Below are 20072 nucleotides of genomic sequence, written 5' to 3' on the forward strand. Positions count from 1 at the left end.
GGGGCTGCCTTAGGAAATGCGGTTGGGGTTGACGTCGCGTCTCGCAGCCGCGATATAGCAGACTTAAGCCGCGGGCGGCCCCGATATCCGGCGTATACGAGGCAGATTGCCATGAAATCCTGGCGTAAGGCCGTCGTTGGAACGCAGGCCACCGTGGGCGAGGCCATTGCCGCCATCGAGAGTGGAAGCATCCAGATTGCGCTCGTGCTCGACGACCAGAGTCGCCTTTTGGGCGTGGTCACCGACGGCGATGTGAGGCGCGGCCTGCTCCGCGGCATCCCGCTCGCAGGACTTGCGACCGACATCATGAGCCGTGCGCCGGTGTCGGCTCCTGCGGCACTGCCGCGCGAGGATCGCCTGCAGCTGATGCGGCAGAAGTCGATCAAGCAACTCCCGCTCGTCGACGAGGGCGGGCATCTTGTCTTGGTCGAGACCCTCGATGAGTTGCTCGAACCGCGCCACTATCCCAATCCGGTCCTGATCATGGCGGGCGGCCTCGGCGAACGCCTGGGCGCGCTCACGCGCGAGGTGCCGAAGCCGATGCTCAACGTCGGCGGCCGGCCGCTGCTCGAGACGATCGTTCGCAACGTCGTGCAGCAGGGTTTTGGCAACATTTTCATCTCGGTCAACTACAAGGCCGAGACAATCAAAGACTACTTCGCCGACGGCACCGCCTTCGGCGCCAATATCCAGTACGTACACGAAACGGAACGCCTGGGGACCGCAGGCGCGCTCGGCCTCTTGCCGACGCCACCGGCTCTGCCGATGATCGTCACCAACGGCGATATTCTCACCACGATTGACTACCGGGCTCTTATCGACTTCCACAACGGAACGCCGGCGGAAGCGACGATGACGGTCCGCGAGCACAAGGTGCATGTACCGTACGGCGTGGTTTCCACGTCGGAGGGCTTTCTCGATGCCATCCGCGAGAAGCCGACCGAGAGCTGGTTCGTCAGTGCTGGCATCTATGTGATCGGCAACTCCGTCTTTCGCCATGTCGCGCCGGGAGTCAGCGTCGATATGCCGACCGTGCTGGAGCGCGTGATAGCGGGCAACGGACGCGTCGCGGTCTATCCGATCCGCGAATACTGGCTCGACATCGGTCGCCTGGAGGATTTCGAGCAGGCGCATGCGGAATTTCACGAGGTCTTCCCGTGACATCGACAACCGCCGTCGTGGTCGGCCTCGGCTCGATTGGCACAAGGCATGCGCGCGTCCTACGAGAGCTGGGGCTTCGTGTCGTGACCGTCAGCCGTCGCGAAGGCGGCGAGTACGGCTCGATTGTGCAGGCCATCGCCGGCGCACATCCGGACTATGCGGTGATCGCAACCGAGACCGCGCGCCATGCCGACGATCTGCAAGAACTCGCGCAGGCCGGCTTCCACGGCAAGGTCCTTGTCGAAAAACCGCTATTCGCAACACCGGCATCGCCGCCGAAATATCCGTTTTCCCACGTCAGCGTCGGATACAATCTGCGCTTTCACCCCGTGATGACCGCGCTGGCCGAAAGCTTACGCGGGCGCGAAGTGATCACGGTCGCCGCCTATGTCGGCCAGGACATCAGGGACTGGCGCCCCGGCCGCGATCATCGTGCGACCGCTTCCGCCACGGCTGACGCCGGCGGCGGCGTGCTGCGGGATCTCAGCCACGAGCTGGATTATCTGTTGTGGCTGTTCGGACCGTGGCATCGCGTCGCGGCGCTCGGCGGCGCGTCCGGCGCGCGCGATATCGACGTCGACGACCACCTCGACCTGCTGCTCGATATGCAGCGGGCGCCATCGGTCCACGTCCACATGGACTATCTCGACCGTCAGGGTATCCGCCGCATTCGCGTCAACGTCGACGACGACACCATCGAGGCCGATCTCGTCGGCAGCCGGCTTGCGATCAACGGCAAGATCACCGAGATCCCCAGCGAGCGCGACCAAACCTATCGCGACATGCATGTCGCGGCGATGGATGGCGCGAGCCCGGCCTGCTCTCTGCCCGAGGCGCTCGGCGTCGTACATCTGATCGATGCCAGCGAGCGCGCTCTGCGCACCAAGACCTGGATATCGCCATGAGTCTCCTCTGCACGATCTGCGCGCGAGGCGGCTCGAAAGGGGTCGTCGGCAAGAATGCGCGCGAGCTCCTGGGCAAGCCCGTGCTCGCATGGAGTATCGAGCAGGCGCGCGAGACCGGCCTGTTCGACGCGATCGCCTTCAGCAGTGATTCTGACGCATTGCTCGATGCGGCACTGAAGGCGGGCGCCGACATCGCCGTGAAGCGTCCGGACGAGATGGCGACGGATACCGCGCCAAAGCTGCCGGCGATCCGCCATTGTCTCGAGCAGGCCATCGCGCAAACGGGCAAGACGCCCGAGATTTTCGTCGATCTCGACGTCACCTCGCCGCTCAGGCTCGCCTCCGACATCGCCGGGGCGGTGGCACTGCTGCGCGAGAGCGACGCCCGCAATGTCATCACCGGCGCGCCCGCACGCCGCTCCCCCTATTTCAATCTGGTCGAGCAGCGCACCGATGGCAGCGTTGGCCTTTCCAAATCCGCCAATCCTCCAATCACGCGCCGGCAGGATGCGCCGCGCTGCTTCGACATGAACGCGTCGATCTATGTCTGGCGCGTCGCGCAGTTCCTGGCGCAGCCCGCGGTATTCTATCCGGACACACGCCTGTTCGAGATGCCGGAAGAGCGCTCGATCGATATCGATTCCGATCTCGACTTTGCGTTGGTGGAGCTGTTGCTGCGCCAGCGACTGCCGGCCTGAGGGGGCTTATGCAATGACCACGAGCTTCAAGGCTCTGTTCGATCTCACCGGACGTACCGCCGTCGTCACCGGCGGCTGCGGCATTCTCGGCCGTCGTTTCGCAGAGGGCCTCGCCGAGTTCGGCGCCAATGTCGCGATTGTCGATCTGGACCAGGTCGCGACCGATGCGGCGGCAGCCGACATCACGTCACGCCATGCCGTCCGCACCAGGGGTTATGGCTGCGACATCACCCAGCCCGACGCGGTACGCAACACCGCCGATGCGATCGAAGCGGACCTCGGGCCGGTCTCGATCCTGCTCAACAACGCCGCGAGCAAGACCCGCGACGTCGACGCCTTCTTCGCGCCGGTCGAGCAGTTTTCATTGGCGACCTGGCGTGAGATCATGGCGGTCAATCTCGACGGCATGTTCAACGTCGCCCAGGCCTTCGGCGGTCGAATGGCTGAGCGCGGCTACGGCGCCATCGTGCAGACCGCCTCGATCTACGGCCTGATGGCGCCCGACCAGCGCATCTACGAAGGCTCCGAATATCTGGGCCGCGCCATCAACACGCCTGCGGTCTACACGGCTTCCAAAGCGGGCGTCATCGGACTGACCAAGCATCTGGCGACCTATTGGGCGGCGAAAGGCGTTCGCGTCAATACTCTCACCCCGGGAGGGGTGGAGAGCGGACAGAACGAGACCTTCAAGGCGCGCTATGCTGCCCGCATTCCGCTCGGCCGCATGGCAAAGGCCGACGAGATGGTCGGCACCATGCTGTTCCTCGTCTCCGATGCTGCGTCCTATGTGACCGGGCAGAACATCGCGGTCGACGGCGGGCTGAGCGCATGGTGAGCGGCGGAGCATGCTGAAACAGTTGATCCGAAACACGCTGATCTCGAGCGCCGCCTTCGGGGTCGCGGCCGTGCTCGCCCTGATTGTCATTCCAGTCATCATCCGGACCTGGGGCGTGACCGAGTTCGGCCTCATCGTGCTCGCCCGCATCCTGCTGCCGAGCGGCATGATGAGCCTGCTCGATCTCGGCCTCTCCGAGGTCACCACGCAGGCGGTCGCGCGCGCGCGCGAGCATCGCGATTGGCATCTTGCGGGCCAGCAGCTTGCATTGTTAACCGTGATGGCCTTTGGCCTCGGAACGCTGCTCGCCGTCACGATCTGGATCAGCGCTCCATACCTGACCATCGCGCTGCGCGTAGACCCCGCGCATGTCGACAGGTTCTCGCAGATCCTACGCTATACGGCGCTCGCCAATCTGGTGCTGATCCCGGCGCTGGTCTGGGAAGGCATTGTCAAGGGTTTTGAGCGCTACAACGTGCTGCGGCTGGCGGAGGTGAGCTCCACGATCGCCTATGTCGCCTGCACGATCTGGGCCTCCAACGCCGCGGCCTCCTTCGAGTTCGTGGCCTATATCTATCTCGCCAGCATCTTGATGCGTGCATTTCTGGTGTTCATCGCAGCCTTCGTCGCCGTCGTGCGCAAGGTCAGGCTCGCGATGTGGGACGCGCCGATCCGGCACGAGCTGTTCCACCGTTGCGCGCTGTTCGCCCAGGGCAAACTGACGGGCGGCCTGGCGCTGCCGATCCAGCCCTTCCTCGTCGGCCTTTTGTTCGGGCCCAAGGGCGTCGGCGTGTACGACACCGTGGTCCGGCTGTCCCGGGTCTCCAAGATCGTCGTTGGCCTCCTGACGTCGGCTCTGCTGCCGGTGGCGAGTCGTCTGGAGGAGCGCGGCAACGCCAAGGCGTTCCAGCGGCTCGGCGAATTCGGCCTCATCATCCTGCCGATGTTCACGGTGCCGCCCTTGGTGGCAGTCGCAATGCTGTCGCCCGAGATCATGCAGCTGTGGATCGGGCCGCAGATGCTTCCCTACGCCTTCTGGATGGGCCTGAGCTTCGTGGTGCCTGTCTGCGCCCAGTACCTCGCGTTCGGCAACGTCATGTTCCTGACCCGCACCGACGTGCAGTCGCGCCTGAACCGGCTGATGATCTATCAACTGGGGGTCTGGGCCGCAGTGGCGGTTGCCACGCTGCACATGTTCGATGAACGCGCGCTGATTCTCGGTCAGGTAGTGGGCAACGCCGTCATTCTACCGTTGCAGATCGGCGCCGTGAGCCGCGGGTTGCAGCTTGACTCCCACCGCCTCCTCAGAGCACTTCTCACCCAAGCCGCCGTCCTCGTGGTCGTAAGCCTGCTGTTGCTCAAGCTTGCCGACTACGTCGCAATCGACGGCTTCTGGGGGCTTGGGCTGGCGATCGCTGCGTTCTGCGTCGTGAGCTGGGCCGTGCAGTATTTCTTCGTTCTCGAAAAGCGCCAGCGGGCGATCTTCGTGGAACTTGGCCATCGCTTCGGCTGGGCTTCGACATAGCTCGCAATTCAGCGCCATCATGTTCAAGAGATCAATGACCGACTTGTTTGATTCCACGAGGAGACGCGAACGGTGCGCATAGGCCTGGTGGTCGATCACCCCAAGCGTGACCTGCCGGGCGCAGTCATGCTCGGTTATCAACTCGCACGGCGCGGCGTTTCCGTCGTGCTGGTACCGATGTACGAGCAGGCGGTCGATGTGCCACGGCTCGGGCTGGACGCGCTGGTGGTCAACTACGCACGTCCTGTCAATCTCGACCTGATGCGCAGCTTCGCCAAGGCCGGTCTCGCGCTGTACGTGCTCGACACCGAAGGCGGCGTGCTTGCCGAAAAGGGCGGCAACTCGCCGCCCGCCATGGCCGCGCACATCAAGGACAGCGGCTACGCCGGTCTCCTGGCGGGCTACTTCTTCTGGGGCAGCCGGCTGCACGACGCGTTCCTTACGGCCGGAACCATACCGCCGGAGCAGCTTCACCTCACCGGTTGCCCGCGCTTCGATTTTGCAGCCTCACGCTGGCGTGCGCTGCTCGACGGCGAACCGCGCGGCTATCTGCTCGTCAACGCCAACTTCCCACTGGTCAATTCGCGCTTCAGCGGTGAGCCGGGCGGGGAACGCGAGGCGATGGTGCGGGCCGGTTGGGATGGCGCCTATGTCGATCTCTTCATCGCGGACCTGAAGCAGGTCTTCGCGAACTATCTCGCCGAGATCGGGCGGCTCGCCGCAGCGCGGCCCGACCGCAACATTCTCGTGCGTCCGCATCCCTTCGAGAGCGAAGACGTGTATCGCAACGCGCTCTCGCGCCATACCAACGTCGTGATCGACGGCAGCGGCAGCGTGCTCGACCGTATCCGCAACGCGGCCGCAATCATTCATCTCAACTGCGGCACGGCCGTCGAATCGGTGTTGCTGGAAAAGCTGCCGCTCCAGCTCGAATATTTGAACACACCAATCACCGCGGGCCATGCCGGGCTGCCAGCTCGCGTGAGCCGTCAGGTGTCCTCGTTCGATGAGTTGCTTGGCGCGATCGACCACGTCGAGCGCGAGACCGGGACATTCGATTTCGCCCGAGTTCACGCCGCCGACATCGAGGCTTTCTTCCATCTTAACGACGGACAGGCGGCCGATCGTGTCGCCGATGTCCTGATTCACGCCCAAGGCTCGCGTCGGCCTTACGTGTCTCTGCTTGCGACCGTGAAGGGTACGCGCGCCAAGCCGAGCCTCGGTCAGATCGTCAAGGGGGTCGCGAGCGCCGCGCTCGGCTCGGCCGTCACCGAGCGGCTGCGCAGCCGATTCAATCCAGCCCGGCGTGACAAGCGGATCGAGCTGGCCTTCGTCAAATCCCTGCTTCAGCGGATCGCAGCTCATGATGGCGCGAGCCCGTTGCAATTGAAAGCGCGACGCGCGCATTGCGCAACGACGGGTTTGCCGCTCGCGAGCATTGCGATCGACCAGGTCCTAGAGCAATGACCAGATCTGCAACGACCATACTCATCACGACGCTAGCGGAATACCAGACCCGTTTCTGGATTCCGGTCGCACAACGGTTGCGCGCGGCAGGCCATGACGTCGAATTGCTCGCCTTCGACGATCGCAGCGCGGAGATTTCGAACGCTGCAGGCGTGCCGGTTACGAACATGTACCGCGAGGGTCTCAAGGCTGGCCCTGCCCCAGACGATCGCAAGGCGTTCGACGCGCGCGTCGCTGCCTACGGGCTCGACGGGACCAACTTCCTGTTCAGCCATGAGCGTTTCACTTTCGGCATCCGCGACACGGCCGCGCTGCGCCGGCGATTCATGATCTACGCCAACGCCATGGAGGCGCTGCTCGACCGGCTGGAGGCGCAAGGCACGCGCGCCGAGCTGGTGCAGGAGCTCGGCGGCTTTCTCTCCGTCATCGCGAGCTTCTACGCCGCAAGGCGCCGCAACATCCGCAACTGGTTCATCGAGCCGTCGTTCTTCCGCGGCCGCATGTATTTTACGCCCGACAGCCTCGCAGCTCCCGAGGTGATGGCGACACCCGCAGACACGGTGTCATCGGAGGTGCGCGCCTATCTGGACGACACGCTGACGCAGCGCGCCATCGTCATCCCCAAGAAGGACCAGCACCATTATTCGGCGGCCTTCAAGAAGGTCGTGAACCTGCGCAATGCGCACCGTCTTGCCGAAAAGCTCTGGGATCAGTTTGCGCTCGGCAAGCACCAGGAGTTCGGGCACAATCTGCGCCACGCGCGTGTTCATGCGGCAATGGCGCTCAACGCGACGCGGCTGCGCAAGCTCTATCGCGTGATTCCTGAAACGCCGTTCGTCTACTACCCTTTCCATGTTCCCGCCGACATGGCGTTGACTTTGCGCTCGCCGGATTATCTCGACCAGGTCGCCACCGTCGACTTCCTGCTGCGCACGATTCCGGATTCGCATGTGCTCGTGGTCAAGGAACACCCCGCTCAGATCGGCGCGATCGCAGCTTCGCGCCTGTTCGAGCTCGCCCGCCGGTTCGACAATTTCGTGCTGCTGCCGCCGCAGACCAACAATTACACCGTGCTCAATCGCGCCGACGCCGTCATCTCCGTCAACAGCAAGTCGGGCGCCGAAGCACTGCTGCTCGGCAAACCGGTCGTGGTGATGGGCGATGCCTTCTACCGCTCCTGCCCGCTGGTGTATGCGGTTGACCGCCTGGCCGATGTGCCGGCACGGCTACGCGAAGCGCTCTCCGCCGGGCCATTCGATCCGGCCAGGGGGGCGCCCTATTTCGAGTCTGCCTGGCGCCGGTCTTATCCGGGCGAGCTTTATATCGGCGATCCCAAGCTGCTCGACACGTTTGCGGCCTCCTTGCGTGCGGCAATCGCCGCGCCGGCCCGCGTGAACTGAACGGATCCATGATGCCGCTCGTCTCGATCGTAACACCCTCCTGGAACGTCGAAGGCCTGATCGAGGAAACGATCCGTTCGGTGCAGGACCAGACGTTCGCCGACTGGGAACTCTTGATCGCCGACGACTGCTCGACCGACAGGACGCCGGCGATCATCGCCGCGATCGGCGAGCGCGATCCCCGCGTCAAGCTGATCCGGCAGGCCCGAAATGGCGGCCCGGCGCTCGCCCGCCAGGCCTCGATTGACGCCGCGCAGGGCCGCTATCTCGCATTCCTCGACAGCGACGATCTGTGGCTGCCGGGGAAGCTCGAGCGCCAGCTCGCCTTCGCCCGCGAGAAGCGGGCGGCCCTCAGCTACACCGCCTTCCGCCGCATCGACGAGAGCAACAAGGTCACCGGACGGCTGATCGAGGTGCCGGCCTCGCTCACCTATGACCAGCTCCTTGAGAACACCGCGATCGCGACGCTGACCGCGATGGTCGACCGCGAGATCGCCGGTCCCGTCGTGATGAAGAACGAGGGCTACGATGATTTCTGCTTGTGGCTCTCGATCCTGAAGCGCGGCCATACCGCCTACGGCCTCAACGAGGACCTTGCACGCTACCGCGTCAGGGGCTCTTCGGTCTCGAGCCGCCCGGTGCGCTCCGCCAAATGGGTTTGGCATATCTACCGCAACGTCGAACGCCTCTCCCTGATCAGATCGAGCTGGTGTTTTGCTCATTGGGGTGCGCGGGCCTGGCTGAAGCGGCGCGAATTCTAGCCAGCGCCCTGACGAGCGCTCCCATAAAAATATCGAAAACAACCCCATGCGCAGTATCGGTATTTAGATACCGCGGACCAAGCCATTTGGCTATTGGCGAGTCCGGCCGTTGCCGATACCACTCAGCGCGCGCCGCCGCGGACAATCTGGAACCGATCATGCCGTTTGAAAGCTACAAGAACAGCCGCATCCTCGTGACCGGAGGCGCCGGTTTCATCGGATCCCACCTCTGCGAACGGCTGCTCGATTCGCGGGCCGAGGTGGTGTCCGTCGACAATTACTTCACGGGAAGTCGGCGCAACATCGCCCACTTGATCGCAAATCCCCTGTTCGAGGCGGTCCGGCACGACGTCACCTTTCCGCTCTACATCGAGGTCGACGCGATCTTCAACCTGGCCTGCCCGGCCTCGCCGATCCACTACCAGCGCGATCCCGTACAGACCACCAAGACCTCGGTGCACGGCGCCATCAACATGCTCGGCCTCGCCAAGCGGCTCAAGGCGCGCATCTTCCAGGCCTCCACCAGCGAGGTCTATGGCGATCCCCTCATCCACCCCCAGACCGAGGATTATTGGGGCAACGTCAACCCGATCGGCATCCGCTCCTGCTATGACGAAGGCAAGCGCTGCGCCGAAACGCTGTTCTTCGACTATTGGCGCCAGCACGGCCTGCCGATCAAGGTCGCGCGCATCTTCAACACCTACGGCCCGCGCATGCAGCCCAATGACGGGCGCGTGGTGTCGTCCTTCATCGTCCAGGCACTCAAGGGCGAGCCGATCACTGTGTTCGGCGACGGCGGGCAGACCCGCTCGTTCTGCTATGTCGACGATCTCGTCGAAGCCATCATGCGGCTGATGGCGACCGGCGAGAGCGTCACCGGGCCGATCAACATCGGAAACAATTCGGAGTTCACCATCCGCGAGCTCGCCGAGAAGGTGATCAAGCTCACCGGCTCGCGCTCGCAACTGATCTTCCAGCCGCTGCCGCAGGACGATCCGCGCCAGCGCCAGCCCGACCTCACCAAGGCGAAGGCGGCGCTGGACTGGGAGCCGAAGGTCGCGCTCGAGGACGGGCTGAAGGAGACGATCGCATACTTCAAGCGTACGCTCGAACTGGCCTGATCCAGCTCGCAATCTCCGTCGGCTGCAAGCGAGTTTCCGCACGAGCGCACCGTCAGGCTACCGGGCGTGGACGCGGTTTGCGGCTGGGGGATCAGCTACGGGACCGCGAGCGGGCGCGGTTCACCGCTTGTCTCGTTCCCGTCATCCTGCGGCAGCCCAACGGCCCAGCCCATGAATCCAAACAGCAGCGCTGAGTTCGTCATCGAGCCACTCATCAAAAACTCGATCCCGACGAATACCAGGCCAGCAAACACAAAGGACGCGGCGGCATTAGAGCGCGCACACTTTGCTGCCGACATTGCCGCCAAAATAAACGCAGCAGCCAAAAGCAGCGCCGCGGCAACTCCAACCTCGACTGCGGCTTGCAGTACAACGTTGTGCGGGTCCGCCTTATAGCAAGATTGTTGAGCGAACGTTCCGATACCTTGGCCGAAAAAACCAGCCTTCGGCAACAGGTTCAAGGCTTCCTTTGTGAGGATTATTCGGATCGCGAAGGTATCATGGGTATCGCACGTCACGACTGGCTTTTGCGCATTCTCCAGGACAAGCCCGATGATCTTGCCGGACATCGTGGGACGAGCAGCCAAACCAACGACAATGCTCAGACACACCACGCCGACTACCACCAACTGGCGCCGGCTGCCCATCCTGACCGTCGCGACGAGCGTGACCGCCAAGGCGATGAAAGGGTGTCGTACCATTGCTGCGGCAAACACGAACGCAGGCAAGGCGATCAATCCGCCGACAACACGCCATTGGAGCGACGATAAGTTCATCGAAAGGAAAGCAAAGACCAGGAAGCACCACGTCAGCGAAAACACGGTCGGACCTTCGTGGAAGCCCATGACCAGCGGCTTGTACTCGCCGCTCCGATCGTAAACCACCGCCCAGGCCGTCAGCAGCGTCCCGATCGAAACGAGCGCCGCCGTGAGGTAGGAGAAGCGCAACAGATCAAAACGATGGCCCACGGCCCGGAACGCGGGATAGGCAGCCATCGAAAGGGCGAGCAGCGCATAATCGCGATCAGTCGTCGTTCGACCGTGGACGATTACCGACGCCACCATGAGCGCGGCCAATGCAGCGAACAAATAGTCTGCAGGCAGCGGGCGAAACTTCCCCGATACGACGAGCAGCGGCGCAATCATGACAGCCACTGTTACGGCTGCATGACCCTTCGTGCCACTCAGGCCATACAAGAGGATAAGGACTGAGTTAGTTGAGATCCAAACCGCTACTGCTGCGTTCGTCAACCAAGTCTTCGTCATCGGCCTGATCGCTGAAACCCGATCGCCGAGACGATCAATAACCTTGTCGCTGTGACGCAAGGCGCAAAAAGCCCAATGGCATCGATGTCAATCATGACTCCAACTGGGCGAGCGCCGACACGTTACTGCGCGTACCTGCTAGCATTGGGGCATCAACTTGTAAATGTCGCCGCCGGACCTCAGCTGAGAAGGCTTGGACCGGCGCCAGTCGCCATGCAGCGAGGGTTGGATCGCTCTGGGCAAACCAAGGTCTCGAGACCAAGCCGCTCGCATCCACGCTTCTCGTCAGGCTTGGCCGCGACGCGACGCCATCACATCCCGGGTCAGTCGGATGAAATCGGCAACGAACGCCTCTACGCGATGCTCCAGGTTCGGCAACAAGTTGCGGACGAACACAGGCCCGGCGGTCTGCGCAACCTGCAACATGTGATCGGCCAGCGACTTGGGGTCGCGGATGCCGAAGTATCGCGCGCCGCCCTCGGTCTGTTCGCGATGGACATCGATGTTCGACAGGATCATCGGGACACCAAACGACTTGGCTTCCTCGACAGTGGTGCTCCACCCCTCGCACTCCGAAGGATTGATCAGCGCCGTCGATGCGCGCAGGAGCGCGTAGACATGATCCAGCGGAATCATTCCGAGATGTCGAAAATTCATCTCCAGGCCGCGCGTCTTGACCTCCTTCATCATCGCCTCGAAGAGACCGGGCTCGCGGAAGTCCTGCGTGCTTCCCGACGCCGCGACGACGACATCCAGACCCTGAGATTTCAGCAGATCAAGCGCATCGACCACGATTTGATGATTTTTGTGCCGCCAGAACTGGTTTGGCAGATAAAAATACCGTGACGGAAGACCATAATGCGCAATCACGTCGGACGGCTGCGTGGCGAGCAGACTGGCGGGCGGCTCGGTCGCAAACCGGACGACCGAGACGCCGCTCGAATTGCCCGGATAGAACTTCTTGAGATCGCCGAACGCCGTGGCGCTGCTCAACATGATGTGCCGGCCCGATGCGATCTGAACCCGAAAGCCGAGATCACGCCGCCAAAGTGCACTTCTGGAGAACAGATGCGGGAGTAGTCGATGCTGGAAATCCGGAAACCATGCGACGGCCGGAAATGGCAGGCGCCAACCAAAGAAGCGCGCGGATTCGAACACCATGTCGATCCTGCTGGCCGTGAACGCGGCGGCGGCAGGTGCGTCCAACCCAAAGACGATCGCGCGGCCGAGGTCCGTCGCACGGGCAAGACCGGTCGCGGCGTGATCGAACACCGGCGAGCGCACGACCTCAACGCCAGGAATGCCGGCCAGCACCGCGATCTCCTCGGGATCGTCCGCCGTTCCGGCAAACAGCACGGGTACCACCGCCCCCGGAGAATGCCGGTTGAGCACCTCGAACAGATTGCGTTGATAGTTGTAGCCACCCGCCCATAGTCGACGTGGGATATTGGTGAATGCAATCCGCAGCGGCGCGCTCTCAGGCACGAGCCTGGCTCCTGAACCATTCGACGTAGTCGGCCAGCCCGCGCTCCAGCGGGATACGCCAATCGAAATGCATGTCGAGCACGCGCCTGTTGTCCGCCAGCAAGCTCGTCGGGTCCCCTGGCCGCGCGACGCCGGAAAAGCGTGCGACCGTTTTGCCGCCCCAATGCCTGATCAGGCCCTCGGCAATATCGGCAACGCTCACGCCGCGCCCCGAACCGCCATTGATCACGCCAAAATCGTTCTGCCACTCCGCCTCCGCGACGCGCGCCAGCAAGCGAACGACGTCGCGAACGTCGGTCCAATCCCTGATCTCGGCCCCCGTCCCTCCGAGATTCAACGCTTCCACCTCGCTCCGCAGCCGAGAGCAGATATCCCAGAGCAGTTGCTTGCGAAGATGGGGACCATAGACAGAGAACAGTCGCACGACCATGCAGTGGATGCCGAAGCTCTGGACGTAGCTTTGGCACAACTGCTCCATCACCAGCTTATGGTGTCCGTAGGGTGACATCGGCAGAAGCGCCGCGCTCTCGGGAATCGGACCGGTGTGATCGGCGCCGTAGACCGCGGCGCTCGACACCACGATCAGCCGGCTGCTGGGCGCAAAACTTCGGAGCCACTCGAGCAGACGCGCCGTGCTCGTCACGGTCCGCGAAAAATCCTCGAACGGGCGCGCGATCGACAGCCCGACCGACGATCCGCCAGCCAGATGGAAGACTTGCGACGGCAGCCCGTGCAAGGCTGCGAGCGCGTTCAGATTGGCCGCGTCAACTTCGCCATTGATCCAGGTCTGCAAACCGAGGGCCTGCGCCTGGGCCGGATCGAGCGCACCGTGACCGACGCCATGGACCGCATGCCCGGCGCTCGCCAACTCGCGAACGAGATGACGTCCGATGAATCCGTTCGCACCGGTAACCCAATTGGACATGTCCTAGACCTTGTGACAGACGAACGAATAGAGCCGGCCGGGCCGGTGGTCAAAGCGCTCGGCAAGCGAGAGCAGGGACGCGAAGACATGCTGCGAAGCAAACGCGGCGCGCCACAGCGGACCGACGGGAATCTTCCGCGTCAGTTTTTCGACGACCGCGGATCGCAGCGTCTGCATCGTATACGGGAACAGATTGATCGCGCTCTGCAGCGGAGCCAGTGTCCCGACGTTGGCGAAGCCGGCCGACTTCAGCGCGCCGATATAGCGCTCGAGCAGGTAAGCATGCTCGCCCCCGTAGAGGTGATGCAGCGGATGCTGATCGAGAAATTTCTGAAGATCGCTTTCCATGCTGATCACGTGCTCACGCGCTGCGATCAGCATACCGCCGGGGCGAAGCACGCGAAACATCTCGCGGCAGGCACCATCAAGGTCGCGCGTATGATGGAGCACGGCGCGCGCGAAGACGAGATCGAAAGTGTCGTCGGCGAACGGCAGGCGCTCGGAAAACTCCTCGACCACATTGATGGGCAGCTGCGTGCTCGCCGCAAGAGCCCGGATTGCCGCAGCGCCGACGATGGCGCTGCCATCGGGCTCGAGTGCGGTCACCTCGAAACCGCTTCGGGCCAGCGCGTAGCTGGCAATGCCGCGACCGGCGCCCACATCGAGTGCCAAGCCGGAGCGCCCGGCCAGGAGCGCCGTGACCGCCTGCCATTCGGAGCTCTGAAAATAGCGCTCGGCCGCCGCGATCAGCGGATCATCGTAGAAGGCGTCACGCACGAGCTGACCCTGATCCGGCTGATTGCGCAGCCAGACAACGGCATCCTCCCACGTCGTGAACTTGCCGTCACCGCTCATCGGACCGGAGCTCCCTGACCAGCACCGCCGGATTTCCAGCCACGATCGAGAAGGGCGGCACGTCCTTGGTCACGACTGCGCCGGCCGCCACCACGGCCCCCTGCCCGACCGTCACGCCGCGCAGCACCATGGCTCCCGCGCCAATCCAGGCATCATCGCGGATCCGGACCGGGCTTTCGTCAAGCGAGAGTTCGCGCGGATGACCGCTTGTGAAGATCTGCCGGACCTGCGCGTGCCGCGCGGCCGCCCCGATCGGATGGGTCAGACTGTCGAAGACGTTTGCCGAATGGGAGATCAGAACCCGGTTTCCGATCTCGATGGAGCCGGCCGACCAGATCCGCGTCCCCTCCCCGACATAGCACCATTCGCCGATCTTGATCTCTCCGCCATGGGCGAAAGTCATGAGTTCGCCGAGGATCCGGCTCTGTGGGCCGATGACGATCCTGTCGGCATCGCCGCGGATGTTCCTGATCCTCGCGCTGGCTCCGAGCGCTGCCCCGTCATCGAGACGGCAAGTCGCCCGGCCCATCATGCGCTGGATCAGGTAGTCGGTATTGCGGCCCGTGAGCCGCTGGATCAGGAAGTCGAGGTTCATGCAATCAACTGAAATCGCGTCGTCCCGGACGCTCTAGCACGGCTAAACCCGTCCGACGAGGTCGCCGAACTGCTTCCATTGCACGTCCTTGCTGTAGATGTCCCGGATGCGGGCCCGACCTAGCGCAGCGATCTCCGCCATTCTGGGCCAGTCTTGCAGACTGCGTGAAATGACCTCGACGGCCTGTTCTGGGGTACCGTAGGTCTCGATGGTCACGCCCTCCTGCATGCCGGCCGGATAGCTGCCGGCGTCGGAGACGAGCAGTGCGCCGCATCCCATCGTCTCGAAGCAACGCATGTTGCCGCGATCCGTGCCGGCCATGTCGATCGCGCCGTTGAACACGATCTTCGACGAGCCAATCAGTTCATAGAGGGCTCTGCCGAACACCGGCGGTCTCGCAATGGCCGCGATGGCATCGGGGCGCCGGTGTTGTCGCAGCGGCAGCAATCGCCCGACGGTGCTCTCCGCGAGCCTGGTCAGACGCGATGCATCGAGACAAAGCACGATATTGCGGCTGTCGGCGAGCTGCGCGACCTGCTCCAGCGTCCTGGCCCGCACGCGATGATGTCGCGAATAGCCGCCGGCGAAGGCGACGTCGATGGGGCGCTCGCCGTGACCATATTCCTCCATCACCGGATCATGCGCCGGAAAGAATGTTTCGACCCGGCATCCGTTGCGGCGCCAGATATCGAGGATCGATGGAGCGTTTCCGAGCACGGCGCGATAGGCCGTGAAATCGGCATTTCCCGACGGCGCGGCACGCCAGCACAGCGCCTTCTTCACGCAGCCCGGCAGCTTGGCAACGAATGCGCTCGGATAGCGCACGGGATCGAGGTTGTAGAACACCTCGGTGGCGTGATGCTCGATTTGAGCGAGCAGAATGGCCTCGAGCGTCGGCTCACCCGACATGCCCTGCTCGCGCGCCCAGCGGCGCTGCAAGACCTCGTCGTCCCCATTGGTGAAGAAGGCCTCCGGCGAACCGTCGAGCACCGGTTGAAGGAAATGCGACGCACCGAAACGATCGTGCAGAAATACGCGCCGCCGCTCCGCGAAGCTCTGCGTGTTGGCCGCAAGCTCATTCAACCGCGGCAGATAAGACGGATAGAGGGCGCTATTCTGGAACAAACGCATCGTTTACGCGTACCTCGCCAACATCCATTTCATATTCAGATACGGCCAGATCCGCCCGACCGACTCCCAATCCCAGGACTTCGACGCCGTCAAACGGCTGACCGCCGCGCGCAGACCCGCTTCATCCACCAGTTCCGCAAACGCCGGCACATTCCTGTCCAGCAGGTCAGCCGTCCAGCCGGCCAGCGGTCCGTTCAACCATTCCGGCATCGGCGAGTTGAAGCCGACCTTGCGACGCGCGGTGCGAATGGACTCCGGCATCAAATTGGCCATCGCCCGCCGGGCAACAGCCTTGGTATAGCCGTCCGCCGACTTGCTGCTCTCGGGAAGGGCCATCGTATAGGTCACCAGCCGCCAATCCATAAAGGGCATGCGGACTTCGACGCCGTGCGCCATCGAAAGGCGGTCGAAGTTGCGCAGGATGGTGGGCAGCACCGTGCTGTGAAACATCCGATAGAGGCGCTTGTTCAAGCCACCCCATTCACGCGGCAGCACATCGTCCTCCGCTATCAGCGGAAGCGGGGCGGGAAGATTGCGCAGGCCACCGCGCAGAAAATACACGCCCTTCCGCTTGAGGGCCAACGCACGCAGGACATCCACACAACGCCGGGCCAGTTTCGAACGCGACGCGAGGTCCTCTGCCGCGTTCCGTATCTGAAACGCGCGCGCTTGTCCTTCCTGCAAATAGCCGCCCATCAGCTCGTCCGCCCCGTGGCCGTCGAGTGACACCGTCACGTTGTTTTGGGTCAATTGCCGATAGAGCAGCCATATGGCGCTGGGCAACGCGATGTAGACGTCATCGAGATCGTCGAGAATCTGATCGAGGTCCGTCAGCGCATCGGCCTGTCCGATTTCGAGAAAAGTTGGCGCGACGTTGGCCCAGACGGCGGCCTCCTCGGCCATCGGCCTCTCGTCGTTCAAGGCGCCGGGGAACGTCGCAACAAAGGCGTGACGCCATGCTGCGCTGTCGCGCGGCCCCATGCCTTCCTTCTCGTGCGCCGCCATGGCGCAAATCACGGCCGACGAATCGAAGCCGCCGGACAGGCATGTTCCGATCGGCACATCGCTGCGCATGCGCAGGGCCACGGCATCCTGAAACAGCTCGCGAAAGCGCGCGACACGCTCGGCTTCGGTGGCCGGCACCGGCGGCAGATGATCCACGGTCCGCCACCATCGCTTGACACTGACCTTGCCCTGACGAAGCCACATGCAGTGGCCGCCCTGCAAGCGGCGAACCTGGCGAAACAGGGTCCGCTCGCTTCCTTCGATCCCGAAGGCATCGAGCAGCAGCCGGCGTGCAACCTCCATGTCGACGGAGGTATCGATCAGTCCACTCCGCACCAACGCCCGTTGCTCGGACGCGAAGACGAATCGTTCCGGCGACGCGGCATAGAGCAGCGGCTTGATGCCGAAGCGGTCGCGCGCAAGGAACAGCTCGCGGGTGCTGGTGTCGAAGATCGCCAAGGCCCACATGCCGTTGAAGCGGGGCAGCATGTCTTCCCGCCAGGCCTGCCACGCGGCCAGGATCACTTCGGTATCGGATTGGCTGCGCAACACCGCGCCCTGCGCCTCGAGCTCGCGGCGAAGCTCGAGGAAGTTGTAGATCTCGCCGTTGAACACGATCACATGGCGGCCGTCCGCGGACAGCATGGGCTGATAGCCGCCCTCGCCTGGATCGATGATCGCCAGGCGGCGGTGGCCGAATGCGAGGCTTCGGTCCGCGCTGAACCAGGTCCCCTCGCCGAACGGACCGCGATGCGCGATCAGGCTGGTCAGCCGCGAGATGTCGGCCGGTTCGACCGCATTGCCACCCAGATTTACGATGCCTGCGATTCCGCACATGTCCTAGACAGCCTTGATGGGCAAGAAGCGACTGACGATCGAACGAATATCTTGCCGGCAAGCCCTTCGATACGGACCCAATTGCGACGCCGCAACCGCGATCGCGAAAATCGTCGCGGCCGTCACCGACGAGATAGCTCCCACCGACCACCAGGACGGCGCGGGCTGGAATGGCGCGCGGTCGAGACCGTATCGCACCGCCAGCGCCGTCGCGATCCCGATGCCGAGCGGCATCAGCACGCAATGCACGATGCGCGACCACATGCCGGCGAGATCAAAACTACGGCGCAACAGGAAGACAATGGTCGCCATCTGCGTGATCATTCCGGCGCATGCGCTCCAGCCTGCGGCGTGCCATCCGAAGCGTGGCAATGCGATGGCGCTGGTTACGAGTGTGACGACACCCGTGATCAAGGCGATGAGCGCGTTGGAGCGCGACCGCCCGTGCGCCAGCAAGTAAAAGCCGAAGACGTTCGCGCTCGATCCGAGGATCCCGGCAATCGACAGGACGACGAGAACCTGTGCAGCCTCGGCCGCGACCTCGGCGCCGGTCCAAACATGCAGCAGCGGACGAGCCACGGGGATCAATCCGCCGAGCGCGCTTGCGGCCAGGACATTGAGAATCCACGACGCTCGGAATAGCAGATCGACCTTGCGGTCCTCGCTCTCCCCCTGCAGCGTGCTGAAGAAGGGAAACAGGATCTCGCCGACCTTCAGGATACCGATATAGGTCGCCTCCTGCAGGCGCTGCGCAACGCCGTAGAAGCCGACAAACTGCGGTTGCAGCAGCGCGCCAAGCAGATATCGATCGGCCTGCCCTGCAAGCAGCGCACCGCCCTGTGCGGCAACCTGCCATCCGCCGAAACGAACCAGCCTGCCAAGCGCGTCGCGATGCAATGCTGGAGGTGCCAGCCACTGACGCATTTGGCCGCTAGACAAGGCCAAGGCCAGCAGCAGACCGATCGCCAACCCCAGCGCCTGGCAACCCAGGAATGTCGATGCGTATGGCGCGGCGGGGATCAGGAGGAGCATCGAAAGAGTCGAGACCACGGTGCTGACGATGCCGATCGAGGCGATCCGGCGATAGTCTTGCCGCGCGGTGAACAACGAAATGAAGACGGCCGATACACATTGGCACAACCAGCCGATACCGGCCAGCGCGAACGCCAGCGCGAGATCCGCGGCAGCCGGACCGGCCAGATGAAATCCGAGACGCGCGAGTGGAGCTCCGGCCACCAAAAGGAAAATGGCGATCGGCCCGCCCGCGCCGACCGCGAGCATGACCGCGGTCGCGAACAGGCGTCGCGCGTCGTCGCGGTCGGATGGCTCGAGTCGCTGTGCAAGCTCGCGCGACGTCGACAGTCCGAGCGCGTTGCTGAACACCTGCGCTGGCGCAATGCATGCGGTGACAAGACCCGCGACACCGAATGCCGCGAGCCCGAGATGGGTGATCACGAAAGGCAGGATGGCCAGGTTCAGCACCACGGCCACCAGGAAGGCCGTCGCATTCCACGCGGAATTCCCCAGCAGATCGGGCGGTGTTTTTCTCAACGTCATGCCAGCCACCCGGCCATCACCTCAGCAAGCCTTTGCCCACACCGATCGGGGTCCTTCCCAAGGCATCGCGAATTCGGGCTAGCAGTCAGTTCACGGAATGTCGATAGCCGGCAGGAACCGCAGCCGGCCCGCTTTGGCGGACCCGTTCGGCCTGCGTTTCAGGGCTCCGCCCGAGGCTTGCGGGGCGCCCGGGAAGGCACGCTCAGAGCCCGTCCGACTCGCCGTTCTTCGGCGTGGAGCGCGGCACGGAAGGCGAGAACGCCGGATCGGCCGGGCCCGGCATCGTCGGCCTGCCGCCGGCATCCGCAAGCCGGACCCGCGGGAGCGGCCGCGTCCGGCCGCTGGAACGTCAGCACCTCGCTGCGCTCGCCCTGCTTGGACGTCACCTCGCGCGGCTGCACCGAGGTCAGCGACCAGCCGGCGAGCGATTCGCCCTGCCGCAGGCGCACGACCTTCTGATCGGTGCGGTTGACGAGAATGGCCATGGCGTCGCCCTCGCCCACCACGGCCCCGACCAGCAATAGCGGTGGCGGTGCCTCGACCG

Annotated in this window: 18 protein-coding genes; 9 read left to right on the forward strand and 9 right to left on the reverse strand. The window is 63.8% G+C overall.

Annotated elements, in window-relative coordinates:
- Nucleotides 1-111 precede the first annotated feature (111 nt).
- The 9 genes from AC0L27_RS18565 to AC0L27_RS18605 all read left to right on the forward strand — a co-directional run bounded on the left by AC0L27_RS18565 (nucleotide 112) and on the right by AC0L27_RS18605 (nucleotide 9873).
- Entirely contained in the window at nucleotides 112-1161 is a 1050-nt protein-coding gene (locus tag AC0L27_RS18565) for a nucleotidyltransferase family protein (protein ID WP_473319934.1), read from the forward strand.
- Nucleotides 1158-2066, forward strand: coding sequence for a Gfo/Idh/MocA family protein (locus AC0L27_RS18570; protein ID WP_473305434.1), 909 nt, complete (start codon nucleotides 1158-1160; stop codon nucleotides 2064-2066). The genes AC0L27_RS18565 and AC0L27_RS18570 overlap by 4 nt, the downstream gene beginning before the upstream one ends.
- On the forward strand, nucleotides 2063-2764 hold the full coding sequence (locus AC0L27_RS18575; protein WP_473305432.1) for an acylneuraminate cytidylyltransferase family protein: 702 nt from the start codon (nucleotides 2063-2065) through the stop codon (nucleotides 2762-2764). Before AC0L27_RS18570 ends, AC0L27_RS18575 begins: the two co-directional genes overlap by 4 nt.
- 13 nt (nucleotides 2765-2777) lie before the next feature.
- Entirely contained in the window at nucleotides 2778-3599 is an 822-nt protein-coding gene (locus AC0L27_RS18580; protein WP_473305430.1) for an SDR family oxidoreductase, read from the forward strand.
- 10 nt (nucleotides 3600-3609) lie between these two features.
- Nucleotides 3610-5124, forward strand: coding sequence for an MATE family efflux transporter (locus AC0L27_RS18585; protein WP_473305426.1), 1515 nt, complete (start codon nucleotides 3610-3612; stop codon nucleotides 5122-5124).
- Nucleotides 5125-5196: 72 nt separating this feature from the next.
- Nucleotides 5197-6591, forward strand: a complete 1395-nt coding sequence (locus tag AC0L27_RS18590; RefSeq protein ID WP_473319935.1) for a surface carbohydrate biosynthesis protein — start codon at nucleotides 5197-5199, stop codon at nucleotides 6589-6591.
- Nucleotides 6588-7991: a capsular polysaccharide export protein, LipB/KpsS family gene (locus AC0L27_RS18595; RefSeq protein WP_473319937.1), complete on the forward strand. Its 1404-nt coding sequence runs from the start codon at nucleotides 6588-6590 to the stop codon at nucleotides 7989-7991. The genes AC0L27_RS18590 and AC0L27_RS18595 overlap by 4 nt, the downstream gene beginning before the upstream one ends.
- Before the next feature lie 8 nt (nucleotides 7992-7999).
- Nucleotides 8000-8752, forward strand: a complete 753-nt coding sequence (locus AC0L27_RS18600) for a glycosyltransferase family 2 protein (protein ID WP_473305418.1) — start codon at nucleotides 8000-8002, stop codon at nucleotides 8750-8752.
- 158 nt (nucleotides 8753-8910) lie between these two features.
- Nucleotides 8911-9873: a UDP-glucuronic acid decarboxylase family protein gene (locus AC0L27_RS18605; RefSeq protein ID WP_473305416.1), complete on the forward strand. Its 963-nt coding sequence runs from the start codon at nucleotides 8911-8913 to the stop codon at nucleotides 9871-9873.
- Nucleotides 9874-9968: 95 nt separating this feature from the next.
- On the opposite strand, the gene AC0L27_RS18610 is transcribed toward AC0L27_RS18605, so the two are convergent.
- The 9 genes from AC0L27_RS18610 to AC0L27_RS18650 form a co-directional block, all read right to left on the reverse strand.
- On the reverse strand, nucleotides 9969-11018 hold the full coding sequence (locus AC0L27_RS18610) for an O-antigen ligase family protein (RefSeq protein WP_473305413.1): 1050 nt from the start codon (nucleotides 11016-11018) through the stop codon (nucleotides 9969-9971).
- 405 nt (nucleotides 11019-11423) lie between these two features.
- Nucleotides 11424-12623 (reverse strand): glycosyltransferase family 4 protein, encoded by a 1200-nt coding sequence (locus AC0L27_RS18615; protein ID WP_473305410.1) that lies wholly within the window; start codon nucleotides 12621-12623, stop codon nucleotides 11424-11426.
- Nucleotides 12616-13548 (reverse strand): NAD-dependent epimerase/dehydratase family protein, encoded by a 933-nt coding sequence (locus AC0L27_RS18620; protein WP_473319938.1) that lies wholly within the window; start codon nucleotides 13546-13548, stop codon nucleotides 12616-12618. Before AC0L27_RS18620 ends, AC0L27_RS18615 begins: the two co-directional genes overlap by 8 nt.
- Before the next feature lie 3 nt (nucleotides 13549-13551).
- Nucleotides 13552-14403, reverse strand: coding sequence for a class I SAM-dependent methyltransferase (locus AC0L27_RS18625; RefSeq protein ID WP_473305405.1), 852 nt, complete (start codon nucleotides 14401-14403; stop codon nucleotides 13552-13554).
- On the reverse strand, nucleotides 14393-14998 hold the full coding sequence (locus AC0L27_RS18630; RefSeq protein WP_473319939.1) for an acyltransferase: 606 nt from the start codon (nucleotides 14996-14998) through the stop codon (nucleotides 14393-14395). Before AC0L27_RS18630 ends, AC0L27_RS18625 begins: the two co-directional genes overlap by 11 nt.
- 42 nt (nucleotides 14999-15040) lie before the next feature.
- Complete coding sequence (locus tag AC0L27_RS18635) at nucleotides 15041-16129, reverse strand: glycosyltransferase family protein (RefSeq protein ID WP_473319941.1); 1089 nt, start codon at nucleotides 16127-16129, stop codon at nucleotides 15041-15043.
- Between the two features lie 3 nt (nucleotides 16130-16132).
- Entirely contained in the window at nucleotides 16133-17971 is a 1839-nt protein-coding gene (gene asnB / locus AC0L27_RS18640) for an asparagine synthase (glutamine-hydrolyzing) (protein ID WP_473305399.1), read from the reverse strand.
- Between the two features lie 3 nt (nucleotides 17972-17974).
- Nucleotides 17975-19528 (reverse strand): oligosaccharide flippase family protein, encoded by a 1554-nt coding sequence (locus AC0L27_RS18645; RefSeq protein ID WP_473319942.1) that lies wholly within the window; start codon nucleotides 19526-19528, stop codon nucleotides 17975-17977.
- 158 nt (nucleotides 19529-19686) lie between these two features.
- A complete protein-coding gene (locus AC0L27_RS18650) occupies nucleotides 19687-20013 on the reverse strand; it encodes a hypothetical protein (protein WP_473305396.1) in 327 nt (108 codons plus the stop codon).
- Between the last annotated feature and the right edge of the window lie 59 nt (nucleotides 20014-20072).

The sequence above is a fragment of the Bradyrhizobium sp. Ken51 genome (assembly GCF_055807435.1).

Excerpts from the sequence above, each read along its gene's own strand:
- AC0L27_RS18625 (WP_473305405.1), bottom strand. The coding sequence starts at position 14,403 with ATGAGCGGTGACGGCAAGTTCACGACGTGGGAGGATGCCGTTGTCTGG.
- AC0L27_RS18620 (WP_473319938.1), bottom strand. The coding sequence starts at position 13,548 with ATGTCCAATTGGGTTACCGGTGCGAACGGATTCATCGGACGTCATCTC.
- AC0L27_RS18650 (WP_473305396.1), bottom strand. The coding sequence starts at position 20,013 with ATGGCCATTCTCGTCAACCGCACCGATCAGAAGGTCGTGCGCCTGCGG.
- AC0L27_RS18600 (WP_473305418.1), top strand. The coding sequence starts at position 8,000 with ATGATGCCGCTCGTCTCGATCGTAACACCCTCCTGGAACGTCGAAGGC.
- AC0L27_RS18595 (WP_473319937.1), top strand. The coding sequence starts at position 6,588 with ATGACCAGATCTGCAACGACCATACTCATCACGACGCTAGCGGAATAC.
- AC0L27_RS18610 (WP_473305413.1), bottom strand. The coding sequence starts at position 11,018 with ATGATTGCGCCGCTGCTCGTCGTATCGGGGAAGTTTCGCCCGCTGCCT.
- AC0L27_RS18585 (WP_473305426.1), top strand. The coding sequence starts at position 3,610 with ATGCTGAAACAGTTGATCCGAAACACGCTGATCTCGAGCGCCGCCTTC.
- AC0L27_RS18605 (WP_473305416.1), top strand. The coding sequence starts at position 8,911 with ATGCCGTTTGAAAGCTACAAGAACAGCCGCATCCTCGTGACCGGAGGC.
- AC0L27_RS18575 (WP_473305432.1), top strand. The coding sequence starts at position 2,063 with ATGAGTCTCCTCTGCACGATCTGCGCGCGAGGCGGCTCGAAAGGGGTC.
- asnB (WP_473305399.1), bottom strand. The coding sequence starts at position 17,971 with ATGTGCGGAATCGCAGGCATCGTAAATCTGGGTGGCAATGCGGTCGAA.
- AC0L27_RS18580 (WP_473305430.1), top strand. The coding sequence starts at position 2,778 with ATGACCACGAGCTTCAAGGCTCTGTTCGATCTCACCGGACGTACCGCC.
- AC0L27_RS18635 (WP_473319941.1), bottom strand. The coding sequence starts at position 16,129 with ATGCGTTTGTTCCAGAATAGCGCCCTCTATCCGTCTTATCTGCCGCGG.
- AC0L27_RS18565 (WP_473319934.1), top strand. The coding sequence starts at position 112 with ATGAAATCCTGGCGTAAGGCCGTCGTTGGAACGCAGGCCACCGTGGGC.
- AC0L27_RS18630 (WP_473319939.1), bottom strand. The coding sequence starts at position 14,998 with ATGAACCTCGACTTCCTGATCCAGCGGCTCACGGGCCGCAATACCGAC.
- AC0L27_RS18645 (WP_473319942.1), bottom strand. The coding sequence starts at position 19,528 with ATGACGTTGAGAAAAACACCGCCCGATCTGCTGGGGAATTCCGCGTGG.